21 protein-coding genes are annotated in these 21,684 nt (G+C 72.5%); 13 read left to right on the forward strand and 8 right to left on the reverse strand.

Translation table 11 applies throughout. The features are described 5' to 3' along the window. The first annotated feature begins 49 nt into the window (after window positions 1-49). The 7 genes from folP to QSK18_RS08905 all read left to right on the forward strand — a co-directional run bounded on the left by folP (window position 50) and on the right by QSK18_RS08905 (window position 6,786). Window positions 50-874, forward strand: coding sequence for a dihydropteroate synthase (gene folP / locus QSK18_RS08875; protein WP_269809695.1), 825 nt, complete (start codon window positions 50-52; stop codon window positions 872-874). Beyond that, window positions 871-1,863 (forward strand): glucosyl-3-phosphoglycerate synthase, encoded by a 993-nt coding sequence (locus QSK18_RS08880; RefSeq protein ID WP_285617725.1) that lies wholly within the window; start codon window positions 871-873, stop codon window positions 1,861-1,863. The genes folP and QSK18_RS08880 overlap by 4 nt, the downstream gene beginning before the upstream one ends. Window positions 1,864-1,909: 46 nt before the next feature. Next, a complete protein-coding gene (locus tag QSK18_RS08885; protein WP_285617726.1) occupies window positions 1,910-3,130 on the forward strand; it encodes a DivIVA domain-containing protein in 1,221 nt (406 codons plus the stop codon). Next, complete coding sequence (locus QSK18_RS08890; RefSeq protein WP_285617727.1) at window positions 3,130-4,122, forward strand: SRPBCC family protein; 993 nt, start codon at window positions 3,130-3,132, stop codon at window positions 4,120-4,122. The genes QSK18_RS08885 and QSK18_RS08890 overlap by 1 nt, the downstream gene beginning before the upstream one ends. Further along, the gene (locus tag QSK18_RS08895) at window positions 4,115-4,726 is read left to right on the forward strand and encodes a DNA-3-methyladenine glycosylase I (protein ID WP_285617728.1); all 612 of its coding nucleotides are present in this window, start codon (window positions 4,115-4,117) and stop codon (window positions 4,724-4,726) included. The genes QSK18_RS08890 and QSK18_RS08895 overlap by 8 nt, the downstream gene beginning before the upstream one ends. 297 nt (window positions 4,727-5,023) lie before the next feature. Continuing rightward, window positions 5,024-5,191: a DUF3117 domain-containing protein gene (locus tag QSK18_RS08900; protein WP_214156703.1), complete on the forward strand. Its 168-nt coding sequence runs from the start codon at window positions 5,024-5,026 to the stop codon at window positions 5,189-5,191. A gap of 86 nt (window positions 5,192-5,277) precedes the next feature. Beyond that, on the forward strand, window positions 5,278-6,786 hold the full coding sequence (locus QSK18_RS08905) for a leucyl aminopeptidase (protein ID WP_285617729.1): 1,509 nt from the start codon (window positions 5,278-5,280) through the stop codon (window positions 6,784-6,786). 50 nt (window positions 6,787-6,836) lie between these two features. On the opposite strand, the gene QSK18_RS08910 is transcribed toward QSK18_RS08905, so the two are convergent. Beyond that, window positions 6,837-7,424, reverse strand: coding sequence for a hypothetical protein (locus QSK18_RS08910; RefSeq protein ID WP_232809255.1), 588 nt, complete (start codon window positions 7,422-7,424; stop codon window positions 6,837-6,839). A 74-nt stretch (window positions 7,425-7,498) separates the two neighbouring features. Further along, on the reverse strand, window positions 7,499-8,131 hold the full coding sequence (locus tag QSK18_RS08915; RefSeq protein ID WP_352396500.1) for an O-methyltransferase: 633 nt from the start codon (window positions 8,129-8,131) through the stop codon (window positions 7,499-7,501). Between the two features lie 671 nt (window positions 8,132-8,802). Here QSK18_RS08915 and sigE point away from each other — a divergent pair. The 4 genes from sigE to QSK18_RS08935 all read left to right on the forward strand — a co-directional run bounded on the left by sigE (window position 8,803) and on the right by QSK18_RS08935 (window position 13,172). Beyond that, window positions 8,803-9,501, forward strand: a complete 699-nt coding sequence (gene sigE / locus QSK18_RS08920; protein WP_285617731.1) for an RNA polymerase sigma factor SigE — start codon at window positions 8,803-8,805, stop codon at window positions 9,499-9,501. After that, a complete protein-coding gene (locus QSK18_RS08925; protein WP_232809252.1) occupies window positions 9,498-10,085 on the forward strand; it encodes an anti-sigma factor family protein in 588 nt (195 codons plus the stop codon). The genes sigE and QSK18_RS08925 overlap by 4 nt, the downstream gene beginning before the upstream one ends. Before the next feature lie 230 nt (window positions 10,086-10,315). Beyond that, window positions 10,316-12,643: a S1C family serine protease gene (locus QSK18_RS08930; RefSeq protein ID WP_285617732.1), complete on the forward strand. Its 2,328-nt coding sequence runs from the start codon at window positions 10,316-10,318 to the stop codon at window positions 12,641-12,643. Window positions 12,644-12,737: 94 nt separating this feature from the next. Further along, the gene (locus QSK18_RS08935; protein WP_232809250.1) at window positions 12,738-13,172 is read left to right on the forward strand and encodes a twin-arginine translocase TatA/TatE family subunit; all 435 of its coding nucleotides are present in this window, start codon (window positions 12,738-12,740) and stop codon (window positions 13,170-13,172) included. A 150-nt stretch (window positions 13,173-13,322) separates the two neighbouring features. On the opposite strand, the gene QSK18_RS08940 is transcribed toward QSK18_RS08935, so the two are convergent. Next, window positions 13,323-14,453 (reverse strand): Mrp/NBP35 family ATP-binding protein, encoded by a 1,131-nt coding sequence (locus tag QSK18_RS08940; protein ID WP_232809249.1) that lies wholly within the window; start codon window positions 14,451-14,453, stop codon window positions 13,323-13,325. Between the two features lie 186 nt (window positions 14,454-14,639). On the opposite strand from QSK18_RS08940, the gene QSK18_RS08945 reads away from it, so the two are divergent. Further along, window positions 14,640-15,116 (forward strand): GAF domain-containing protein, encoded by a 477-nt coding sequence (locus tag QSK18_RS08945; RefSeq protein ID WP_285617733.1) that lies wholly within the window; start codon window positions 14,640-14,642, stop codon window positions 15,114-15,116. Here QSK18_RS08945 and QSK18_RS08950 read toward each other — a convergent pair. The 4 genes from QSK18_RS08950 to QSK18_RS08965 all read right to left on the reverse strand — a co-directional run bounded on the left by QSK18_RS08950 (window position 15,113) and on the right by QSK18_RS08965 (window position 19,838). Next, window positions 15,113-17,038, reverse strand: coding sequence for an ATPase, T2SS/T4P/T4SS family (locus QSK18_RS08950; RefSeq protein ID WP_232809247.1), 1,926 nt, complete (start codon window positions 17,036-17,038; stop codon window positions 15,113-15,115). The two genes, QSK18_RS08945 and QSK18_RS08950, sit on opposite strands and share 4 nt — an antisense overlap. Beyond that, window positions 17,035-17,706, reverse strand: a complete 672-nt coding sequence (locus tag QSK18_RS08955; RefSeq protein ID WP_352396502.1) for a DUF1003 domain-containing protein — start codon at window positions 17,704-17,706, stop codon at window positions 17,035-17,037. Before QSK18_RS08955 ends, QSK18_RS08950 begins: the two co-directional genes overlap by 4 nt. Before the next feature lie 196 nt (window positions 17,707-17,902). Then, complete coding sequence (locus QSK18_RS08960) at window positions 17,903-19,186, reverse strand: magnesium transporter MgtE N-terminal domain-containing protein (RefSeq protein ID WP_232809245.1); 1,284 nt, start codon at window positions 19,184-19,186, stop codon at window positions 17,903-17,905. Window positions 19,187-19,253: 67 nt separating this feature from the next. Beyond that, on the reverse strand, window positions 19,254-19,838 hold the full coding sequence (locus QSK18_RS08965) for a hypothetical protein (protein ID WP_232809244.1): 585 nt from the start codon (window positions 19,836-19,838) through the stop codon (window positions 19,254-19,256). A 124-nt stretch (window positions 19,839-19,962) separates the two neighbouring features. Between QSK18_RS08965 and QSK18_RS08970 the strand changes: the two genes are divergently transcribed. Then, a complete protein-coding gene (locus tag QSK18_RS08970) occupies window positions 19,963-20,820 on the forward strand; it encodes a DMT family transporter (RefSeq protein WP_232809243.1) in 858 nt (285 codons plus the stop codon). A gap of 21 nt (window positions 20,821-20,841) precedes the next feature. Here the strand turns inward: QSK18_RS08970 and QSK18_RS08975 are convergent, their stop codons facing one another. Further along, window positions 20,842-21,681, reverse strand: a complete 840-nt coding sequence (locus tag QSK18_RS08975) for an HpcH/HpaI aldolase/citrate lyase family protein (protein WP_285617734.1) — start codon at window positions 21,679-21,681, stop codon at window positions 20,842-20,844. Between the last annotated feature and the right edge of the window lie 3 nt (window positions 21,682-21,684).

Here is a 21,684-nt window from a genome sequence, read left to right on the forward strand (position 1 = left end):
CCGGCTCCGGCTGGGCGGCCGGGAGTTCGCGCCCGGGGTGCCCGTGGTGATGGCCGTGATCAACCGGACGCCGGACTCGTTCTACGCCGGCAACCGGATGTTCGACGAGGGCCGCGCGGCCGAGGCGGTGGCCCGGGCCGAGGCCGAGGGCGCCGACCTGGTCGACGTGGGCGGGGTGAAGGCCGGGCCCGGTTCGGACGTGGACACCGCCGAGGAACTGCGCCGGGTCGTGCCGTTCCTGGCCCGGATCCGCGCGGCGCACCCCGATCTGCTGCTCAGCGTGGACACCTGGCGGGCCGAGGTGGCCCGAGAGGCCTGCGCGGCCGGGGCCGACCTGATCAACGACACCTGGGCCGGGCACGACCCGGAGCTGCCGGAGATCGCGGCCGCGTCCGGGGCCGGGCTGGTCTGCTCGCACACCGGAGGCGCGGTGCCCCGCACCCGTCCGCACCGGGTGGGCTACGGCACCTCGCCGGAGGGCGTGGTCGACGACGTGCTGGCCGGTCTGGAGGCCAGTGCCCGGCGAGCGATGAAGGCGGGGGTGCCGGGGGAGTCGCTGCTGCTCGACCCGACGCACGACTTCGGCAAGAACACCTGGCACGGGCTGGCCCTGTTGCGCCGCACCGAGTCGCTGGTCGGGCTCGGGCATCCGGTGCTGATGTCGTTGTCCCGCAAGGACTTCGTGGGCGAGACGCTGGACCTGCCGGTGGACGAGCGGCTGGAGGGCACGCTGGCCGCCACCGCGGTGGCGGCGTGGTGCGGGGCGAAGGTCTTCCGGGTGCACGACGTGGCCGCCAGCCGCCGGGCGATCGACATGGTGGCGAGCATCCGTGGGGAAAGGCCGCCGGCTCGTGCGGTGCGAGGGCTGGCGTGAGCGGCCCGGCTCCCGCGGGTGGTTCCGGGCAACTGCCTGAGGACGTCCGTGACTGGTTCGCGCGGCGGACGTGGCAGCCGGTCCCGTGGTCGGCTTCGGAGCTGTTCGACGCCAAGCGCGGTCGCACGGTCAGCGTGGTGCTGCCGGCCCTGAACGAGGAGGAGACCGTCGCCGGGGTGGTCGGCGCGGTGCTCGCGGCCGGGCCCCTGGTGGACGAGGTCGTGGTGATGGACGGCGGGTGCACCGACCGCACCGCCGAGCGGGCCGTCGCGGCCGGGGCCAAGGTGGTGGCGCTGTCCGAGGTCCTGCCCGGTCTGGAGCCGCTGCCGGGCAAGGGCGAGGTGCTGTGGCGCTCGCTCGCGGCCACCTCCGGCGACCTGGTGGTCTTCGTGGACGCCGATCTGGTGGAGGTCGGTCCGGAGGTGGTGGTCGGCCTGCTCGGCCCGCTGCTCACCGAACCCGGGGTGCAGCTGGTCAAGGGCTTCTACCGAAGGCCGCTGCGGCTGGACTCGGTGGAGCAGCGCAGCGGTGGGGGCCGAGTGACCGAACTGATGGCCCGCCCCCTGCTGGCCCGGTTCGCACCGCAGCTCAGCGGGGTGGTGCAGCCGCTCGGCGGGGAGTACGCGGCCCGCCGCGACCTGCTCACCCGGCTGCCCTTCGCCGGGGGCTACGGGGTCGAGGTCGCCCTGCTGATGGACACCGTGCAGCTGGCCGGCCTGGACGCGATCGGGCAGGTCGACCTGGGGGTGCGCAAGCACCGCAACCGCGACCTGGCCGACCTGGGGGTGATGGCCTCGGAGATCCTGGCGGTGGTCCTGGACCGCGCCGGGGTCGATCCGGCCCCGCTGCCGGTCGAGCTCGTGCAGTTCGCCGAGTCCTCGCCGATCGAGGCCGCCTCCGGCTGGCACCCGCAGGTCAGGCACGTCGAGCGGGCCGGCCGGGCCCCGATCGGGTCGGTGCTGCCGGACCACGGCGGGCCCCGCTCCTAGCTCGTCGTCGGGCAAACTGTCGGTAGCGCGTGGGACGATCTGTTTCGTGACCTTGCTGATGCTGCTGCTCACCCTCGCGGTGGTGGCCGCCGTGATCGCCGTGGCCACCGGCATGATCCGTGGCGGCCTCGACGAGCCGGCCCCGACCATCCCTGCCCGCGCCCTGCCGGCCGACGGCGTCACCGGCCGCGACGTGGCCGCGCTGCGCTTCGTGCAGGGCTTCCGCGGCTACCGCATGGATCAGGTCGACGCGGCGCTCGACCTGCTGGGCGCCGAGGTCGACCGGCTCCGCGCCGAGGTCGCACAAGAGAAGTCCATCCGCCTGCAGCTGGCCCGCAGCGGTGCGCTGGGCGCAGCCCCCGGTTCAGCCCCCGGCTCGGGATCTGGCTCGGGACCGGACACCGGTTCATCTCCGGCCTCGCCGGGCAGCACCGGCCCCTTGCCCGCACGCGGCACCCAGGGCACTCCGTCCGCGTCTGGCCAGAGCACTGGTTCTCTGCCCACCTACGGTCCGGCGGGTAGTTCGTCGGCCTCTGGGCAGGGCACGGGTTCGCTTCCGGCCCACGGTCCTGAGGGCAGCTCGTCCGGTTCTGGTCAGGGCACTGGTTCTCTGCCCACCTACGGTCCGGCGGGCAGTTCGTCGGCCTCTGGGCAGGGCACGGGTTCGCTTCCGGCCCACGGCCCCGAGGGCAGCTCGTCCGCTTCCGGCCAGGGCACTGGATCTCTCCCCACCCACGGTCCCCAGGGCAGTCTCTCCACCCCTGGTCAAGGCACCGGATCCCTGCCCACCTACGGCACCGATTCCTTCTCCCGGCCCTCGGCCGAGCCTTCCACCGGCTCGTTCGGCCAGCCTGGTGCGGCCCTTTCCACCGGCTCGTTCGGCCAGCCTGGTGCGGCCCCTTCCACCGGCTCTCACCCCGTCGCTGGTCCGGGTCCCGGTTCGCCCACGCAACCTGCATCCGGGCCCGACTCCGGTTCCTTCCCTGCCGCTCTGGGCACTCCGGGCGTTCCCGCAGCCTCGGACGCCTGGTCCGACCCCGACCGCTTCACCTCCCGAACCTCCTTGCCCCACACCGGTTCCACCCCGCTTTCCGCCGAACCGCCCGCCACTGCAGCCAACCCCGCCATCGGCAGTCCCGCCTCCACCAACCCGGCCGCCAACCCGGGCGCCAACCCGGCCACCGGCCCCCTGCGTCGCCCTCGCCGCCGCGCCGGAGACCCGCCGTCCGGTGGAATGCCCACCACCAAGCCCGAAGGCCGTTCCTGATGGCGCAGTTCCGCGTCGAGGTGCCCATCGCCGCGCCCGTCGAACTCGTCTGGCAACGCCTCACCGACTGGCCGGCCCACGCTCAGCTCGCGCCCCTCACCACCATCCGTGTGATCGGGCCGGGCGACCAGCCCGGATCGGTGTTCGTGGCGCGCACCGGAGTGGGACCGCTGGCCTTCGACGATGCGATGGAGATCGAGGAATTCGTCGCGCCTCGCAGTCGGGCCCAAGCTGCCGAAGGTCCGGAACAGCCGCACGGCACAGGCATTTCCGGAAGTGCCGACGCTGGGCCAGACGCGAACGTCAGGAACGCCGCTGACGCCACGCACGCTGTGGATGCCACGCACGCGGTGGACGCCACGCATGCCATGGATGCCACACGCGCCGTGGACGCCGTGGACGCCGTGGACGCCGTGGACGCCGTGGACGCCGTGGATGCCACGCACGCCGTTGATGTGGTGGACGCCGTGAGCGGCCCGAGCGGCCCGAGCGGCGCTGGTAGCCCGAGCGGCCCGAGCGGCGCAGGTAGCCCGAGCGGCCCGAGCGGCGCAGGTGGTCCGGGCGGCGCAGGTGGTCCGGGCGGCGCAGGTGGTCCGGGCGGCGCAGGTGGTCTGGGCGGCGCAGGTAGCCCGAGCGGCGCGGGTGGTGTGCCCGTTGTACCGGAGGGCCCCGCAGCGCGATTCCGTGTGCGCAAGACCGGCTGGGCTGTCCGGGGCTGGATCGTGGCCGAACTCTGGGCCGAACCTGGCACGCCCGGCCAGGGTGGCTCGGGGGAGTCCGGCAGTTCCCTCTCTGGCGGGCCCGGCTCGTCCGGCGGGGCCGACCGGTCCACGGCTCCGATCACCCGGCTGGTCTGGACCGAAGAGGTGCGGGTGCCGCCCGAGCCCCTGACCCGTCTTGCTTCCCCGCTCATCGCCGCCGTGGCCAAGGCGGGGTACGGGGCGGCGCTACGAAAGCTCGGGCGCCAGGTCGAGGAGCAGGCCCGTGGCTGACCGCCCAGCCCTGGTCACTGGCGAGGACGGTCTGCGGCGCTGCTTCTGGGGGGCCGCCAGTGCCGACTACCAGGCGTACCACGATCTTGAGTGGGGCCGTCCGGTGCACGGTGAGGGGCCGCTGTACGAGCGGATCACCCTGGAGGCGTTCCAGTCCGGCCTGGCCTGGATCACGATCCTGCGCAAGCGCGAGAACTTCCGGTCCGCCTTCCTCGGCTTCGACGCCGAGAAGGTCGCCGCGTTCACCGGCGACGACGTGGAACGGCTGCTCACCGACCCGGGCATCGTGCGGAATCGGGCCAAGGTCAACGCCGCCGTGCAGAACGCCCGTGCGGTGCTGCGCGTGCGGGAGACGGTCGAGGGTGGTCTGGATGCGCTGATCTGGTCGTTCGCGCCCGCCCGGCCGACCCCGGCACCCCGTCGGCTCGCTGATGCCGCGGCCGTCACCGCCGAGTCCACCGCCCTGGCCAAGGCGCTCAAGCGGCACGGCTTCGCCTTCGTCGGGCCCACCACCGCCTACGCCGCCATGCAGGCGTGCGGGCTGGTCAACGATCACTTCCAGGGCTGCCACGCGAGGAAGGCGGCGGGAGGCGGAACGCGATGAAAAAGTGATCACCGGGTCTCGAGTGACGCCGTGACGGCCTGGCTCATGACAAAATCAATTGCACCGGCTGATGTAAGGCAGCCCCCCTCGGGCGGCAATCCTGCATCGCAGGTCGGGGTGGCAGCAAAATGAGGCGTGCGGACCCCGCCGGGGGCCACCGCGTTTCGTAGTGGAACCGGTAAGCGGGATAATGCTCGAGGTAACGCTCCGTGCCTGGCACGGGTTCGCGGCGGGTGTTGTGCCCACTAGCATTCAGCGATTCCATGATCAGGAGTCGCGCCGAGGAAGGGGAGCCAGATGGCGGCCATGAAGCCGAGGACCGGCGACGGACCGCTGGAGGTCACGAAGGAAGGGCGCGGCATCGTCATGCGCGTTCCTCTCGAAGGTGGCGGCCGGCTGGTGGTTGAGATGTCCGCCACAGAGGCGAGTGAGCTGGGCGATGCGCTCAAGGCGGTAGGTAACTAGTACTGAGTCGGCCGGCGCCCACCGGCCGTGGCGACGGAGGTCAGGAACAGATGGTTGCGGCGGCACCGGTAGCGGTAGTGCCCCGGGTGGGACCGCAGACCAGCGTCGCGAGCAGGTCCGGGACCCTCGTCTCGGCACTGCGCGGGACGCAGGAGGCCGACCTGGTCGCAGTGTCGGTCCGCAAGGCCGCAGACGCGGTCGTCGCGGACCGGCACGGCGATCAGGTCGCCGCCGCCTACGGGGTGAACCTGACCGCGGTGATCGCGGCCGAGCGGGTGAAGGGCAGTGCGGGCGAGATCGTCCGGGTGCCGGTGATGGCTCCCTCCGGGCTTCCCGGGCGGTTCGTGCTCGTCGGGATCGGGGCCGGTACTCCGCGGGATCTACGCCGGGCCGCCGCTGCTCTCGGGCGCGCGGCCCGCGGCCGTCGTCATGTGATGACCACTCTTGGTGACGGCTCATCGGCAGAGGGTGCTCGCGCCGTGGTCGAGGGCATCGTCCTCGGGGCCTACACCCCACCCAGCGCCGGGCTGAAGTCGCGGGCGGAATCGTCTCCCGCGGCCCAGGTGACCCTGGTGGGCAAGCACCCGGAGGCGGGTCTCGACCGGGGCCGGGCGCACGCCCGGGCCACCGTGCTCGCCCGCGATCTGGCCGAGACACCGTCCAACCTGAAGAACCCGGCCTGGTTCGCTGCCCAGGCCGCCGAGCTCGGGGCCGCCGCAGGCCTCGAGGTCCGGATCTGGGACGAGGCGCGGCTGGCCGAGGAGGGTTTCGGCGGTCTCTTGGCGGTCGGTTCCGGCTCCGCCACGCCACCGCGGTTCGTCCGCATCGACTACCGGCCCGAAGGGGTCCGGGCCCGCCGGCCGGTCGTGCTGGTGGGCAAGGGCATCACCTACGACACCGGCGGCCTGTCGATCAAGCCGCGCGAGTCGATGGTCCCGATGAAGACCGACATGTCCGGCGCCGCCGCGGTGCTGGCCACCCTGCTGGCCTGTCCCGAGGTCGGCGTCCGCCGCCCGGTGACCGGTCTGCTGCCGCTGGCCGAGAACGCCTTCGGTGCCAGTTCCTACCGGCCGGGTGACGTGGTCACCACCTACGGCGGCAAGACGGTGGAGATCCTCAACACCGACGCCGAGGGCCGCATGGTCCTGGCCGACGGCCTGGGCTACGCGGTGCGCAACCTCGATCCCGAGGCCCTGGTCGACATCGCCACCCTCACCGGAGCTGCCTCGGTCGGCCTCGGCAAGCGGCACGCCGCCCTCTTCAGCGCCACCGACCGCCTGGCCGAAGCCCTGACCGCGGCCGGCGCCAGCAGCGGCGAACTGGTCTGGCGCCTGCCCTTGGTCGAGGAGTACCGCCCGGTGCTCGACTCGCCGGTCGCCGACATCCGGCACGTGCCCGGGCGCGGCGCCGCCACCAAGGGCGGTGGGGCGATCACGGCCGCCCTCTTCCTGCGTGAGTTCACCGAAGGCGCCCGCTGGGCCCACCTCGACATCGCCGGCCCCTCCCGTTCCGACCGCGACGAGTACGAGGTCACCCGGGGCGGCACGGGCTTCGGTACCCGTCTGCTGCTGCGCTGGCTGGAGAGCCTGCGCTGAAGCCGGGCGTCGCAGGAGACGCAGAGCCCGAGCGCTGAACCCCGACCGGATCAGCCGTCGACGGCCGCGACCTGCCAGGTGCTCACGAAGTCCGGGTCGATCACGATCTGGCCGGTGTCGCGCAGGGTGTAGCGACCGGTCTGGGCCTTGCGGTAGGCCGCCACGTCGGCCGGCAGGACGGCGGGCTCGGGCTCGCCTGGGCGCTCCACCACCACGACCCCGTCGGCCACCTCGAGCACCCGCCCACAGAACTGCTGGGCGTTGGTCACGTTGCCCGACTCGTCCAGGAAGGTGATGCCGACCAGCAGCCGCCGGCCCACCATGACGCTCAGCTGCTCGCCGCCGCGCATCAGCCGACGGGGTGCAGTGGGGCGGTTCGGGTCGATCGGGCCGGTGCGGTACTGGCCGCTGCGTTCCTCGTCGGTGAGCCCGTCGCTGCCGTACTGCGCGGGTTCCTGGTCGTACTGGGTGAGATCGATTCGCTCGGGCGGATTCTGGCGCGTGGCGCCGTTCGCCGGAGCCTCGGGTTCCGGGGTGCGGGCGGGCGGCGCCTGCTTCTGAGCATCCCGCGTGGATGCGGCCGCGGCGTTGTCGACGACCTGACCCAGGTCTACCCCGCGATAGCCGGAAGAGTTCATCAGCGGACTGATGACCTGCTCGGACGGCTCCTTGCGGGCAGTTTCCGGCCGTCGGTCGCCGGGCGCCCCGGCGCTCAGCGCTTCACCGCCAGCAGCAGGCCGCCCCCGGTGGGCAGCAGGGCCGGCAGGAGCTGCTTGTGCTCGCGAACGGACTTGCCCAGCTCACGGATCGCGGTGGTGACCGGATCGCGCTGGGCCGGATCGGCCACCCGGTCGCGGTGGAGGGCGTTGTCGACCGCCAGCATCCCGCCCGGGCGCAGCAGCCGGACGGCCTGCTCCAGGTGCTCGTCGGCGTCGAGCGTGGCCGCCTCGAGCAGCACCAGGTCGTAGGCGCCGTCGGTGAGCCGGGGCAGGACCTCCAGCGCCCGGCCGGGGATCATCCGGGTGCGGTTGGGGCGGATACCGGCCTCGGCGAACGCCTCCCGGGCCGCGCGCTGGTTCTCCACCTCCACGTCGATCGTGGTGAGGACCCCGTCGGCGGGCATACCCCGCAGCAGGCAGAGGCCGCTGACCCCGGTACCGGTGCCGATCTCCACCACTGCCCGGGCCCGCAGCGCGGCCGCCACCACTCCCAGCACGGCGCCGGCGCCCGGCGCGATCGCGATGCACCCCAGCTCGTCGGCGCGGGCGCGGGCGCGGGCCAGCACGTCGTCCTCCGGGACGAACGTCTCGGCGTAGGCCCAGCTGGCGGGCGTCGGGGCTTTGATCGCGGGCTCCAGTGACGGGTGTGGTCCGGTGTGGTTCCGGTGTAGCGGTATGACCGGCTCGGATGTTTCCACTCCGGCACCCCAAGAGTAGTGCTCCATCCGGTGGACGCTCATCTACTGCAGACGGGTGACCTGCTCCACCCGGCGTACCTCTGGAGACGCATTCGGGGGACGTGTGTACTGCCGGTGCGGCGGGGGTAGCTCAGGGTCGGACCGGGGGTTGACCTGATGGTGGCGTCCGGGTGGGACCCGCAGGATTGAGGACGCGGGTGGTCACGGCAGTCGAACGATGGGGGACGAGGTGGCGGGCAAGGTGAGGGGCCCAGTGGGCCCGGTGGTGGGCCGGGCGGGACCCGGGTCGTCCGGAAGGGGAGCTGGAGATCAGCGACCCCGGACCGGACTCCCAGGTAACTCTCGGGTTCGGCTGGAAGCGTCACACCACACAGATCGGGAACGCAGCACACCGGTGCGGCGTTGGAACCATTTGAGCGAGAGGCGCTCACGTGAGTGGCACGAGGCCCGCACGGTGAGCGAGGATGGGAGACAGGGTGTCGGCGTACGCGATGCCTGCGGGTTCGTTCCCGCTGAGGCTGTTCGGTCGTGGGCGAGTGCAGGACCGGGCGGGTCGCGGCGTGGGTGAGTCACGCCTTGCTCCGTCCGAAGGGTCCGGTTTGCCGCACGAGGCGCCGAAAACGCCAGAGTCCGCCAGCGCCCCGCTCGCCGTGGTGCGCGAGGCCGTGCCTGCCCAGGTGGCCCCGGCTCAGGTGGCCCCCGCCGAGGTGGCCTGGACCCCGCCCAGCTGGGACGAGATCGTCCGCGAGCACTCGGCCCGGGTCTACCGGCTGGCCTACCGCCTGACCGGCAACCAGCACGACGCCGAGGACCTCACGCAGGAGGTCTTCGTCCGGGTCTTCCGCTCGCTGTCCTCCTACACCCCCGGCACGTTCGAGGGCTGGCTGCACCGGATCACCACGAACCTGTTCCTCGACCAGGCCCGGCGCAAGCAGCGGATCCGGTTCGACAACCTGACCGACGAGGTCACCGACCGGCTGCCCGGCCGGGAGGCCGGCCCGGAACGGGCCTGGGAGCACAACAACCTCGACTACGACGTCCAGCGGGCGCTCGACGCGCTGCCGCCGGACTTCCGGGCCGCGGTCGTCCTGTGCGACATCGAGGGTCTGTCCTACGAGGAGATCGCCGCCACCCTCGACGTGAAGCTGGGCACCGTGCGCTCGCGGATCCACCGCGGTCGCGCCCTGCTGCGCGAGGAGCTCGCGCACCGGCGCCCCGCGGCCCCGGACTTCACCCAGAGCACCACCAGCACCACGCCGGGCACCGTCGTCGCCCCCAGCGGGCAGGTGGCTCAATGAGTCATCTCGGTGGACGTCTGAGCGAGCTGGTCGACGGCGAACTCGAGGGTGCCGCCGCCGACCGCGCGCTCAGGCATCTCGCCGACTGTCAGGAATGCCGGGACGCGCTCGAGGTCGAGCGGCTGATGAAGCAGCGTCTGGCCAGCCTGACGGTTCCGGAGCCGGGCGACGACCTGCTCCGCAACCTGTTCGACCTGGGGGGCCCGGCCGGTCCGCTCCCGCCCCGGCGTGAGCACGTGCCCGGCAGTCCCCGGCCGGCCTTCGTCTCGCCCGGCGCGGGCATCCGCCCCGCCGGCCGGAACGACGTGCGGGTCTTCGCCGCCACCGCACCGCCCAGCCGTAGCAACTCCACCTTCGGCCAGCGCCGCAGCGGGCTCAGCCGGCCCCAGCGCCGGGTCGCCGCGACCCTGGTCGGGGCGGCCTGCCTGGTCGGGGCCGGGGTCGCCGGGGGTGTGGCCAGCCACGCACTCAGCCCGGCCGACGTGGTCACCCCGGTGGACAGCTTCATCGTGCGGCACATCGCCACCACCGACGTCACCCCGTGGGACTCGCAGAGCAGCTGGTCGGTGCTGGGCGGCCGCTGAGGCCGGCCGAGTGATCTCGTCGTGCCCCCGGCGGTCGCCGAGCGCCGGCCCGGCCGAGTGGTCGGGTCCGGACCACGAAGCACAATGGGCACGAAGCACCGCTGTGCCCGTCACCACGTTCTTCCGGAAGCGGTGTCCGATGCGCCGCACTCAGGTAGGCGTGCCAGAGTTGAGCCCGGCCGAACCGGCCTTGGACGCACTCTCATGAGCACCACCCGCGAGGAGCAGGGATGACTGACGAGGACCAGCCGTCGAAGAAGGACGAGCAGGTCTACTGGGCCCCTCGCGCAGATGCGCCGGAGCCCGGGGCAGGACGCGAAGCGGACCGGAACGACGCGACGGCAGAGCGTCCCGCGACCGGTAACGCCGGGCCGGGCCAGTTCGGTGCGGCGGGTCAGAACGCGGGTCACGAGGCGCAGGCTGCGGCCGGGCGCTCCCCGCAGCACGCTCAGCAGCAGTCCACATCCGCGTCCCAGCAGCCCGCCCAGCAGCCCGCCCAGCAGGCCCAGCCCTCCGCGGGTCAGTCGGTCGCCGCACCCGTGTGGCCGGCCTACCCGCCCCGCGCCGGTGACCAGGGTCAGCCCACCCAGAGCCAGTTCGGCCAGAGTGCACAGACCCAGAGCGGCTACGGTCGCGGCGGCCAGGGGCAGAGCGGATATAGCCAGGGCCAGAGCGGTTACGGCCAGGGAGGCCATGGCGCGTACGGGCAGAGCTCGGCGTACGGGCAGGGGCAGAGCGGTTACGGCCAGAACGGTTATGGCCAGGGGCAGAGCCAGCCGAGCTACGGACAGACGGGTTACGGGCAGGCAGCCCAGGCCGAGCAGCAAGGGCTGACGGGGCAGGGCCAGAGCGGTCAGGGCCAGAGCGGCCAGGGCCCGACGAGTCAGTCGCAGGCCGGACAGAGCTCGACCGGTCAGGGCCAGAGCGGACAGAGCCAGCAGGGCTCGACCGGCCAGGCGGGCCAGCAAAGTCAGGCGGGGCAGCAGAGTCAGGCGGGCCAGCAGAGTCAGGCGGGCCAGCAGTACGGCGGCTACCCCACCCCGCCCGTCCCCACCGGTCAGCAGAGCGCCTACCCCGGTGCGGCTCAGCCGTCCCAGAGTGGCTGGTCCTCGCCCAGCGGTTCCTCCACCGGTTCGTGGACGGCGGATCTGGGCGACACGCGTCCGCAGGCCAACGCCCAGAACCCCCACCAGGCACCCGGCCAGGCTCCAGGCCAGGTCGGCGCTCCCTACCCGGCCCCGGGCCCGTTCAGCACCAACAACAGCGGCGCCAACAACAGCAGTGGGGGCACCAGCGGCGCCGGCAACACCACCGGCCCGGTCCCGTACGGCTCGGCCCAGCACCCGAACCAGGGCGGGGGCAACGGCCAACCGTTCGTCCCCGGTTTCCCGCCGGCCTGGAGCCCGCCGTCGTCCGCGCCGCACGGCCGTCCCAACGGCCGCACCTCGGGCCGGGCCTCGCTGGTCGCCGCCGCTCTCGGCGTCGGCCTGCTGGCCGGTGTGCTCGGTGGTTTCGGGGGGAGCGCGCTCTACGACGACGTGGTCGACTCCGACGGCCGCGCCCCCACGGTCTCCCTGCCCGAGCCGGTCCGCGACAACCGCGAGCAGACCGCGGGCGAGGTCACCGGGGTAGCCTCGGCGGTCACCCCCAGCGTGGTCTCGCTCGAGGTCGTGGCCGGCCAGTCCCAGGGCACCGGCTCCGGTTTCGTGATCGACGCCGAGAACGGCTACATCCTCACCAACAACCACGTGGTCTCCGGTGAGGGCGGGGCCGGTTCCGACGACCCCACCATCCAGGTCGTCTTCCAGGACGGTACCCAGGCCAAGGGCACCCTGGTCGGCGCCGACGCCTCCTACGACCTGGCCGTGGTCAAGGTACGCGCCAAGGGCCTGCGGGAGCTGCGCTTCGGCGACTCCGACGAGGTCCAGGTCGGCGATCCGGTGGTGGCCATCGGCGCCCCGCTCGGTCTCACCGGCACCGTCACCACCGGCATCGTGAGCGCGCTCAACCGGCCGGTCGCCGCCGGTGAGGGCGACAGCCCGGCGTTCATCAACGCCATCCAGACCGACGCGGCGATCAACCCCGGTAACTCCGGCGGCCCGCTGGTCAACGCGGCCGGTCACGTGATCGCGGTCAACTCGGCCATCGCCCGGGTCCCGGGCACCACCGACACCACCGGCGGCAGCATCGGCCTGGGCTTCGCGATCCCCAGCAACCAGGCCCAGCGCACCGCCGAGCAACTGATCCGGACCGGCAAGGCCGACCACCCGATCATCGGCGTCACCCTCGACTCCACCTACACCGGTGAGGGAGTCCTGGTCAGCTCGAAGGCGCAGAACGGCCAGGAGCCGGTCACTCCGGGCGGGCCCGCCGACGCGGCCGGGATCGAGCCGGGCGACGTGATCACCAAGTTCAACGGCCGCCCGGTCACCGCGCCGGACGAGCTGATCGTCGCCATCCGCGCCGAGAAGCCGGGCGACGAGGTCACCCTGACCATCCGCCGCGGTGGCGGCGGCGAGAAGGACGTGAAGGTGAAGCTGAGTGCCTCCAGCGACTGAGTGTCACAGCCGGGCGGCCGGGCGCGGGAAAGTTGCGGCCGGATCGGGATACCGGGCGGTTGGAGTTCCGCCCGGCACCGCCTAGTCTCGCGTTGTGTTCGGTATCAATCCGGCCGAGTTCATCGTCCTGCTGGCGGTGGCTGCGGTCGTCCTCGGCCCGGAACGGCTGCCGGAGTACGCCCAGGGCCTGGCCCGCATGGTGCGTGAGCTCCGGCGGATGGCTCAGGGTGCCTCGAAGCAGGTGCGCGAGGAGATCGGGCCGGAGTTCGACGAGATCGACTGGCAGAAGCTCGACCCGCGGCAGTACGACCCGCGCAGGATCGTGCGCGACGCCCTGTCCGACGCGTGGGACCCGGACGATCCGCTCGGCCTGAAGGACAACGGCTACAACAAGGAAGACCTCACACCCGACTTCGAACAGAAGAAGAGCTCGCGAGGTCCGGCCGAGAGCACCCCGTCGCGCTCGGCGGCGGATTCCAAGCCGGCCGATCCGAACGGCACCCCGGCGTTCGACACGGACGCCACCTGAACGACCTCAGACATGAGTCAGGCCCGGGAGGATTCCCGGGCCTGACTCATGTCACCAGCGATCCAGAGCTTCCAACTAGAGACGTTCGTGGGCACCGACCGCCGCCGTCGCGCCCTGGGTGCCCACGAACGTCTTCAAGTTCGGTTCTTCTCAGCGACCCGCGGGCGTGAGCCCGAGCGACCGGCCGGCCAGCCCGCGGGCCCGCTTGGCCAGCTTGCGCGCCACCACGGTGAGCGCCTGCGCCGCCGCGCTGTCGGGGTTGGACCGGACCACCGGAACGCCACCGTCGCCACCCTCACGCAGCGAGACGTCGAGCGGGATCTGCCCGAGCAGCGGCACCGGCGCACCGATCGCCTCACCCAGCGAGTCGGCCACCGCCTGCCCGCCGCCGGAGCCGAAGATCTCCAGCCGGGTGCCGTCGGGCTGCTCCAGCCAGGACATGTTCTCGACCACGCCGATCACCTGCTGCTTGGTCTGCAGGGCGATCGACCCGGCCCGCTCGGCCACCTCGGCGGCGGCCTGCTGCGGCGTGGTGACCACCAGGATCTCCGCGCTCGGCAGCAGCTGGGCCACGCTGATCGCGATGTCGCCGGTGCCCGGCGGCAGGTCGAGCAGGAGCACGTCGAGGTCGCCCCAGAACACGTCGGTCAGGAACTGCTCGAGCGCGCGGTGCAGCATCGGCCCCCGCCAGACCACCGGCTGGTTGCCCGGCACGAACATGCCGATCGAGATGACCTTCACGTCCTGCGAGATGGGCGGCAGGATCATGTCGTCCATCCGGGTCGGCGGCCGGTCGACGCCGAGCATGCGGGGCACCGAGAAGCCGTAGACGTCGGCGTCCAGCACGCCCACCGAAAGCCCTTCGGCGGCCATCGCCGCGGCCAGGTTGACCGTGACCGACGACTTGCCCACCCCGCCCTTGCCCGAGGCGACGGCGTAGATCCGGGTCAGGGAGCCGGGCCGGGTGAACGGGTTCTCCTTGGTGACCTGACCGCCGCGCAGTTTGTCGCGCAGGTCGCCGCGCTGCTGGTCGGACATCACGCCCAGGTCGACCACGACCTCTGAGACACCGGTCACAGCGCCCACCGCGGCCTTCGTGTCCTGCGTCAGCCGGTCGCGCATCGGACAGCCGGCCACCGTCAGGAGGATCCGGACCCGGACCGTGCCGCCGTCGACGTCGACCGACTCGACCATGTCGAGTTCGGTGATCGGACGGCGGATCTCGGGATCGTTGACCGTGGCGAGGGCGGCGTGGACGGCATCGAGCAGCGGCGCTGTCATACCGCCACTGTATGACGCTGCGCGGGGGCCTCAGCACCGGCGGGTACCCGCCCGGAAGGTGGTTGATAACGATTCAGCGCGCGCAATTGCCGGATCTGCCGGAGGATGGTGCCGGACCGGGGGAGCCCTTGGTGCACGGGAACGCGATCGGCTGGGGGAACGGGCCGGGCGTACGAACTTGGAGGTGTGGTGGAGCTCCCGCCACGATCCCCGCTACCGGCGGGCGCAGTACCCGGCCTCGACGAGCTGTGCCTGCGCACGGCGAACCGCCTGGGCAGCCCGGTGGCGCTGATCTCGCTGGTCGACACGGAGGGCCAGGCCCTGCCCGGCGCCTTCGGGCTGGCCGAGCCGTGGATGTCCGAGCGCTGGACGCCGCTGACCCACTCGTTCTGCCAGCACGTGGTCACCTCGGGCGAGCCGTTCGTGGTGGCCAACGCCCACGACGACCCGCTGGTGAAGAAGAACCTGGCGATCATGGAGCTCGGGGTGATCGCCTACGCGGGCGTGCCGCTGGTCGCCGGCGACGACGGCCAGGTGGTGGGGGCGCTCTGCGCGATCGACCACAAGCCCCGGAACTGGGCCGACGAGGACGTCCGGGAGCTGCGCGCGCTGTCCGAGGAGGTCGGCCACCAGCTCGGTCTGCTGATCAAGCAGCGCAGCTAGTGAGGTAGACCGGCCCGGCAGTACGGGCAGGTGTTCCAGTCCGGCTCGACCGTCCTTCCGCAGCTCTGGCAGTGGCCCCGGTCGAGGTTGGTCGCGCAGTACGGGCAGACGATCATGTCCGCCTCGACGTGCTTGCCGCACGCGGGGCAGGCCCGCACCTCGCCGCTGTCGGAGTGCGTGACCCGGACGACCTCTTCGTAGGTGGTCTTGCCCTCCCGGGCCTTCTGCAGGCCGGACATCCGCAGGGTGGACATCCCGGCCTTGCGCGCGGCCGCGGAGATCGCCGACTCGCTGGCGTCGGTCATCAGCACCTTGCGCATGGTGCTGTCCACCACCAGCACCTCGTACACGGCGGTCCGGCCCTTGTAGCCGGTGCCGCCGCACTCCGGGCAGCCGGTGCCCTTCATCGGGGTGGCCCCCTCGAGGTCGCTGGGCAGCAGCCCGAGCACGGTCAGCGTGTCGGCGTCGGGCCGGTAGGGGGCGATGCAGTTCGCGCACGGCGTGCGCACCAGCCGCTGGGCGATCGCGCAGGTCAGCGACGACGCCACGAGGAACGGCTCGACCCCCATGTCGACCAGCCGGGTCAGTGCGGCCACCGCGGAGTTGGTGTGCAGCGTGGTCAGCACCAGGTGACCGGTGATCGAGGCGGTCAGCGCCAGCTCGGCGGTCTCCTCGTCCCGGACCTCACCGACCAGGATGATGTCCGGGTCCTGCCGCAGGATCGAGCGCAGGCCGGCCGCGAAGGTCATCCCGATCTTGGCGTTCGCACCGACCTGGGTGATCCCCGGCAGCTGCACCTCGACCGGGTCCTCGAGCGTGACGATGTTCTTCTCCGGATCGCTGATCTGCGCGATCGCGGAGTACAGGGTGTTGGTCTTGCCCGAGCCGGTCGGGCCGGTGATCAGCACCAGCCCCTGCGGCACGTTCAGCGAGGCCTCGAAGTCGGCCAGCTGCCGGGGCTCGAACCCCAGCGCGGCCAGGCTGGGCACCTCGTCGCCGCGGGTCAGCAGCCGGATGACCACCTTCTCGCCGTGCAGGCTGGGCAGCGTGCTGATCCGGCAGTCGATCGCCATGGTCTCGACCACGATCCGGGTGCGGCCGTCCTGCGGGATCCGGCGCTCGGAGATGTCCAGACCCGACATGATCTTGATCCGGCTGATCACCGAGGTGGCGATCCGGCGCGGTGCGTTCATCACGTCACGCAGCACGCCGTCGATCCGGTAGCGCACCCGCAGCACGTCGCGCTGCACCTCGACGTGGATGTCGGAGGCCCGCAGCCGCACGGCGTCACCGAAGATCCGGTTCACCAGCTTGACGATCGGCGCGTCGTCGTCGGTCGCGCCCATCGAGGAGAGGTCGGCCTCGTCCTCCTCGACGCTCTCCTCGGCCATCGAGACCGCGGCCGAGTCCGAGCCCAGCGACCAGGCCCGGGCCAGCTGGTCGCGGATCTGGCTGTCGGTGGCCACCATCACGGTGATGTCCGCGCTGCGCGTGTACAGCTTCACGTCGTCCAGCGCGAGCACGTTGGTCGGGTCGGTGGCGGCCACCAGCAGGCCCTTGGGGGTGCGGTCGAGCACCAGGACGCGGGTGCGCTCGGCGACCGCGCGGGGCAGGAGGCGCACCACGTCGGGGGCCGGCATCGTGCGCGAGAGGTCGACGATCTGCAGGCCCAGCAACTTGGCCAGGGCCTCGGCGACGTCGCGCTCGGTGGCGTAGCCGAGGTCGGAGACCACCTGGCCGAGCCGGCGCCGGGGGGCGTCCGGGCGACGCTGCTCGTTCAGCGCGTGCTCGAGCTGCTCGGGCTTCAGCAGCCCGGACTCGACCAGCACGTCGCCCAGCCGGCGTCGCCCAGCCTGTGGCGACGGACCGGGCTGGCGAGGTACGCCGGCATTCACCCCGGCGCCCGGAGGGGTCGTCGTCACGAACTCTCTGTCGGCACCACTGCGTCGTTTGTTAAGCCGGAACGGTGATCCTCCGGCTGCACACCGTCGCGAGCGGTTCCGGCCGGGGCCGGCCGGGTGCCGTTGGGTGAGCCGTTCGAGGCCGGCCTGACTTCTTTCGGTGACTTCGGGGTCTTGCCGGCTGTGCTCTTCTTCTTGGCCGAGCGGGGTTTCTCCTCGCCGTCACCGGCCGGCCGGTACTCCTCGAGCAGGCTGCGCAGTTCGGAGCGGACGAAGTCCCGGGTGGCCACCTCGCCCAGCGCGATCCGCAGGGCGGCCACCTCCCGGGCCAGGTACTCGGTGTCGGCCAGCGCCCGCTCGGCCCGGTCCCGGTCCTGCTCGGCGGCCACCCGGTCGCGGTCGGCCTGCCGGTTCTGGGCCAGCAGGATCAGCGGCGCCGCGTAGGAGGCCTGCAGGCTCAGGATCAGGGTCATCAGCGTGAAGTTCAGCCGGCGCGGGTCGAACTGCAGGTTCTCCGGGGCCAGCCAGTTCCAGGTCAGCCAGCCGAACACGAACACCGACATGCCGACCAGGAACGTGGCCGTGCCCATGAACCGGGCGAACTTCTCCGAGGCCCGGCCGAACCGCTCGGCGTCGACCGGGGGCCCGCTGCGCCGGTTGCGCCGGGAGGCGTCCAGCGGGGTGTCCAGCTCGCTGCCGCGGCTCTCGAACCCGGAGACGAACTGCTGCTGCCAGCGCTTCAGGCGGCTGCTCAGACCGCCCGGCTCGTCGCGTTCGCGTTCTCGCTCGACGGGCCGGGCGTCGGCCGGTTTACGGCGCTCGGCCGGCTTGCGGCGCTCGGCCGGCTTGCGGCGCTCGGCCGGCTTACGGACGCTCTTCCTGCTCTCAGCCGACACGCGGGATCTCCCCGGTCATACCGACGTCGCGCAGGTCGGCCGGATCCTCCCGCCAGTGGTCGGGCAGCAGGTGGTCCAGGACGTCGTCGACGGTGACCGCGCCGATCAGCCGGCCCTGGGCGTCGGTGACCGGCACCGAGACCAGGTTGTAGTGCGCCAGGTGCCGGGCCACCTGCTCCAGCGTGGCGTCGGCGGGCAGGCTCTTCACGTCCTTGTCCACGATCCGGCCGAGCAGCTGGGACGGCGGCTCGCGGAGCATCCGCTGGATGTGCACCATGCCGAGGAACTTGCCGGTCGGGGTCTCCAGCGGGGGCCGGCAGACGAACACCGCGGCAGCCAGCGCGGAGGACAGCTCGGCCCGCCGCACCCGGGCCAGCGCCTCGGCGATCGCCGCGTCCGGCGGCAGCACCACCGGCTCGGGGGTCATCAGGCCACCGGCCGTGTCGTCGCCGTAGGCCAGCAGCCGGCGCACGTCCTCGGCCTCGTCCGGCTCCATCAGTTCCAGCAGTTGGTCGCGCTGGTCCAGCGGCAGTTCGGAGAGCAGGTCGGCGGCGTCGTCGGGCTGCATCGCCTCGAGCACGTCGGCCGCCCGGCCCGACTCCAGCTCGGTCAGCAGCTCGACCTGGACCTCCTCGGGCAGTTCCTCCAGCACGTCGGCGAGCCGGTCGTCGGTCAGCGCCGAGGCCACCTCGTGGCGGCGCTTGGGGGCCAGTTCGTGGATCACCTCGGCCAGGTCGGCGGCCTTCAGCCCGTCGAAGGCGGCCAGCAGGTTGGCCGCGCCCTGGCGTTCCTCGACGATGCCGAAGCCCTCCAGCGCGTCGATGTCGACGACGAAGGCTTCACCCTTGCGGGCGAACCGGCCCTGCCGCACCCGGCGCACGTAGGCCCGGCACAGCCGCCACTCCTTGGCCCGGTTGGCCTGCATGGCCACGTCCTCGATGGTGACCTGGCCGCCGTCCTCCCGGAACGTGACGGTGCGGTCGAGCAGCTCGCCCAGGACCAGCGTCTCGGTCGGGCGCTGCTCGAAGCGGCGCATGTTGACCAGCCCGGTGGTGATCACCTGACCGGCGTCGATGTTGGTCACCCGGGTCATCGGCAGGAACACCCGGCGGCGGCCGACCACCTCGACCACCAGCCCGACCACGCGGGTCGGCTTGCCGGGGCGGAACATGACGATGACGTCGCGGACCCGGCCGACCTGGTCGCCGAGCGGATCGAAGACGGCCAGCCCGGCCATCCGCGCGACGAACACGCGATTCGCGGCAGCGCTCACGCGCCTCAGACTAGGTGGACGGTTTCGAATCGGCGCGCCGGGAAACGGGTGGCGCCGGTCACCGGACTCAGTCCTGGTCGTTCTCCTGGCGCCGGCTCAGCCGCAGCGCCCGCCGCAACCGCCCGCCCCAGTGGAAGGGCCTGCGGCCGGTGGTGGTGGCCGGGCCCCCGAGCGGCTCGATGGCACCCGAAGGCGTGTCGTCGTCGCCCTCCGCGGCCACCGTGACGGCGGTCGGGCGCAGCAGCGCGATCATCGCGCCGGAGGCCCACCGCTCCCGTTGCTGGGCCACGTCGACCGCGTTCAGCCGGGCCGCCGAGAGCACGGTGGCAGCCGCGTCCCACTCCGGGGTGTGCGCGGTGAGCGTGTCCACGTGGGCCAGGAATCCGATGACCGCAGCGCCGGTGTCCTTGCTGCGGGCCATCACCTCGACCTCGCCGCTCAGCATCGGCAGCATCTGCTCGCCCGAGCCGTAGACCACTGCCACCGCGTCGTCGTGCCAGGTGTGCCAGACCGCCTGATAGCGCTCCGCTCCGGCGGGTTTCAGCCACACCACGTCGCTCCGGCTGCACGCCTCGGCCACCAGGGCGGCCTCGACCGGGGACAGCGGGCGGCGCAACTGCTGCCCGTTGCCGGACGCGGGGTGGGTGGTCACAGATGCGAGACTGCCATACCCATCTGGCCGTTCCGTCCGGTCCGCGCGGTCTGCTACCGAGCTGTGGCCGGGACGTGACCTGATCACCGCGCGGCCGTGACTTGCGGGCCCGCGAGAGGTTCCTGTGACTGTCCTGCGTGCTTGGACCCTGGTCGCGATCGGCGTGCTCGGGGTCTCGATATCGGCCCCGCTGACCGCCTCCACCCTGGCCCCGGTGGTGGCGATCGCGTTCTGGCGCAACCTGGTCGGCGCCGGGGTCAGCGGCACCTGGGCGCTGCTCGGCCCGCGCAGCCGGCTCACCCCCGAAGCGCTGCGCCTGTCGGTGTTCTCCGGAGTGGTGCTGGCCGTCCACTTCACCACCTGGTTCGCCGGCCTGCGGCTGAGCAGCGTGGCCGCCGCCACCGCCCTGGTCTCCACCACACCGGTCTTCCTGGTGGCCATCGACCTCTTCCGGCGGGTGCCGGTACCCCGGCCGGTGCTGATCGGGGTCGCGGTCTCGATGACCGGCGTGGTGGCGATCACCGGGGTGGACGCCGGGCGCTCGCCGCAGGCTCTCGCCGGGGACGCCCTCTCGCTGCTGTCGGCCCTGGCCATGGTGGGCTACGTGCTGGCCGGGCAGCGGGTCATGCGGACCACCACCCCGGCGCTCTACACCCTCGTCGCCTACGCCTCGTGCGCCCTGGTGATGCTGCCGGTGGCGTTCCTGACCGGTACCGGGCTCACCGGTTTCAGCACCCGCACCTGGATCGAGATCGGTGTGCTGACCCTGGGTGCGCAGGTCCTGGGACACACCTTCTTCAACGCCGCCCTGCCGGTGGTCGGGCCCACGCCCCTGGCCCTGGCCATCCTGCTGGAGGTGCCCGGGGCGGCGCTGCTGGCCTGGGTCTGGCTGGGCGAGGCGCCGCCCCCGGCGGTGGTGCCCGGAGCTGTGCTGATGCTGCTGGGGCTCGTGGTGGTGGTGCGGGCGCGCCGCGAACCCTGACCCGCCCTCAGGCCAGGGCGCTCAGGTCAGGGCCTCGGCCATCGCCAGGATCCGCTGCGCGTTCGCCACGTGCAGGTTCTCCACCAGGCGCCCGCGCACGGTGGCCACCCCTCGTCCTTCGGCGAGCGCCTCGTCCCAGGCGGCCAGGATCTCGCGGCTCTCGGCGACCTGCTCGGCCGAGGGCGCGAACACCCGGTTGCACGGCTCCACCTGGGAGGGATGGATCAGCGTCTTGCCGTCGAACCCGAGCTGACGCCCCTGCACGCACTCGGCCTCGAAACCGGCCGGGTCTTTCAGGTCGTTGTAGACCCCGTCGAGGATCACCTTGCCCGCCGCCCGGGCCCCGAGCAGGGCCAGGCTCAGCGCGGTGAGCAGCGGCGCCCGGCCGGGGACGGGCTCGGCCCGCAGTTCGTTGGCCAGGTCGTTGGTGCCGAGCACGAGCACTGGGAGCCGCTCCGAGGCAGCGGCGATCTGCGGGGCTGCCAGCACCGCCGCCGGGGTCTCCAGCATCGCCCAGATCTCCGGCCCCGGGCCCAGGGCCTGTTCGACCTCAAGCACGGTCTGTGGGGTGGAGACCTTCGGAAGCAACACCGCCGATGGGCCGGCCTGCGCCACCGCCCGCAGATCGTCGGCGTGCCAAGGGGTTCCGGGAGCATTCACCCGGATCACCACTTCCCGTTCCCCGTACGCACGGTCGGCCACCAGGGCACAGACCCGCTCTCGGGCAGCCGCTTTGGCGTCCGGCGCAACGGCGTCCTCCAGATCGAGCACCAGCACGTCGGCGGGGATGGACTTGGCCTTCTCCAGGGCACGCTCGTTCGCACCGGGCATGTAGAGCGCAGAGCGGCGGGGGCGGATCATCGA

It is taken from the genome of Kineosporia sp. NBRC 101677, from assembly GCF_030269265.1.
Taxonomy (GTDB): domain Bacteria; phylum Actinomycetota; class Actinomycetes; order Actinomycetales; family Kineosporiaceae; genus Kineosporia; species Kineosporia rhizophila.

Coding starts and splice junctions, on each gene's coding strand:
- folP (WP_269809695.1), top strand. CDS start 50: ATGGCCGTGATCAACCGGACGCCGGACTCGTTCTACGCCGGCAACCGG.
- QSK18_RS08890 (WP_285617727.1), top strand. CDS start 3,130: ATGGCGCAGTTCCGCGTCGAGGTGCCCATCGCCGCGCCCGTCGAACTC.
- QSK18_RS08900 (WP_214156703.1), top strand. CDS start 5,024: ATGGCGGCCATGAAGCCGAGGACCGGCGACGGACCGCTGGAGGTCACG.
- QSK18_RS08910 (WP_232809255.1), bottom strand. CDS start 7,424: ATGAACTCTTCCGGCTATCGCGGGGTAGACCTGGGTCAGGTCGTCGAC.
- QSK18_RS08925 (WP_232809252.1), top strand. CDS start 9,498: ATGAGTCATCTCGGTGGACGTCTGAGCGAGCTGGTCGACGGCGAACTC.
- QSK18_RS08930 (WP_285617732.1), top strand. CDS start 10,316: ATGACTGACGAGGACCAGCCGTCGAAGAAGGACGAGCAGGTCTACTGG.
- QSK18_RS08940 (WP_232809249.1), bottom strand. CDS start 14,453: ATGACAGCGCCGCTGCTCGATGCCGTCCACGCCGCCCTCGCCACGGTC.
- QSK18_RS08975 (WP_285617734.1), bottom strand. CDS start 21,681: ATGATCCGCCCCCGCCGCTCTGCGCTCTACATGCCCGGTGCGAACGAG.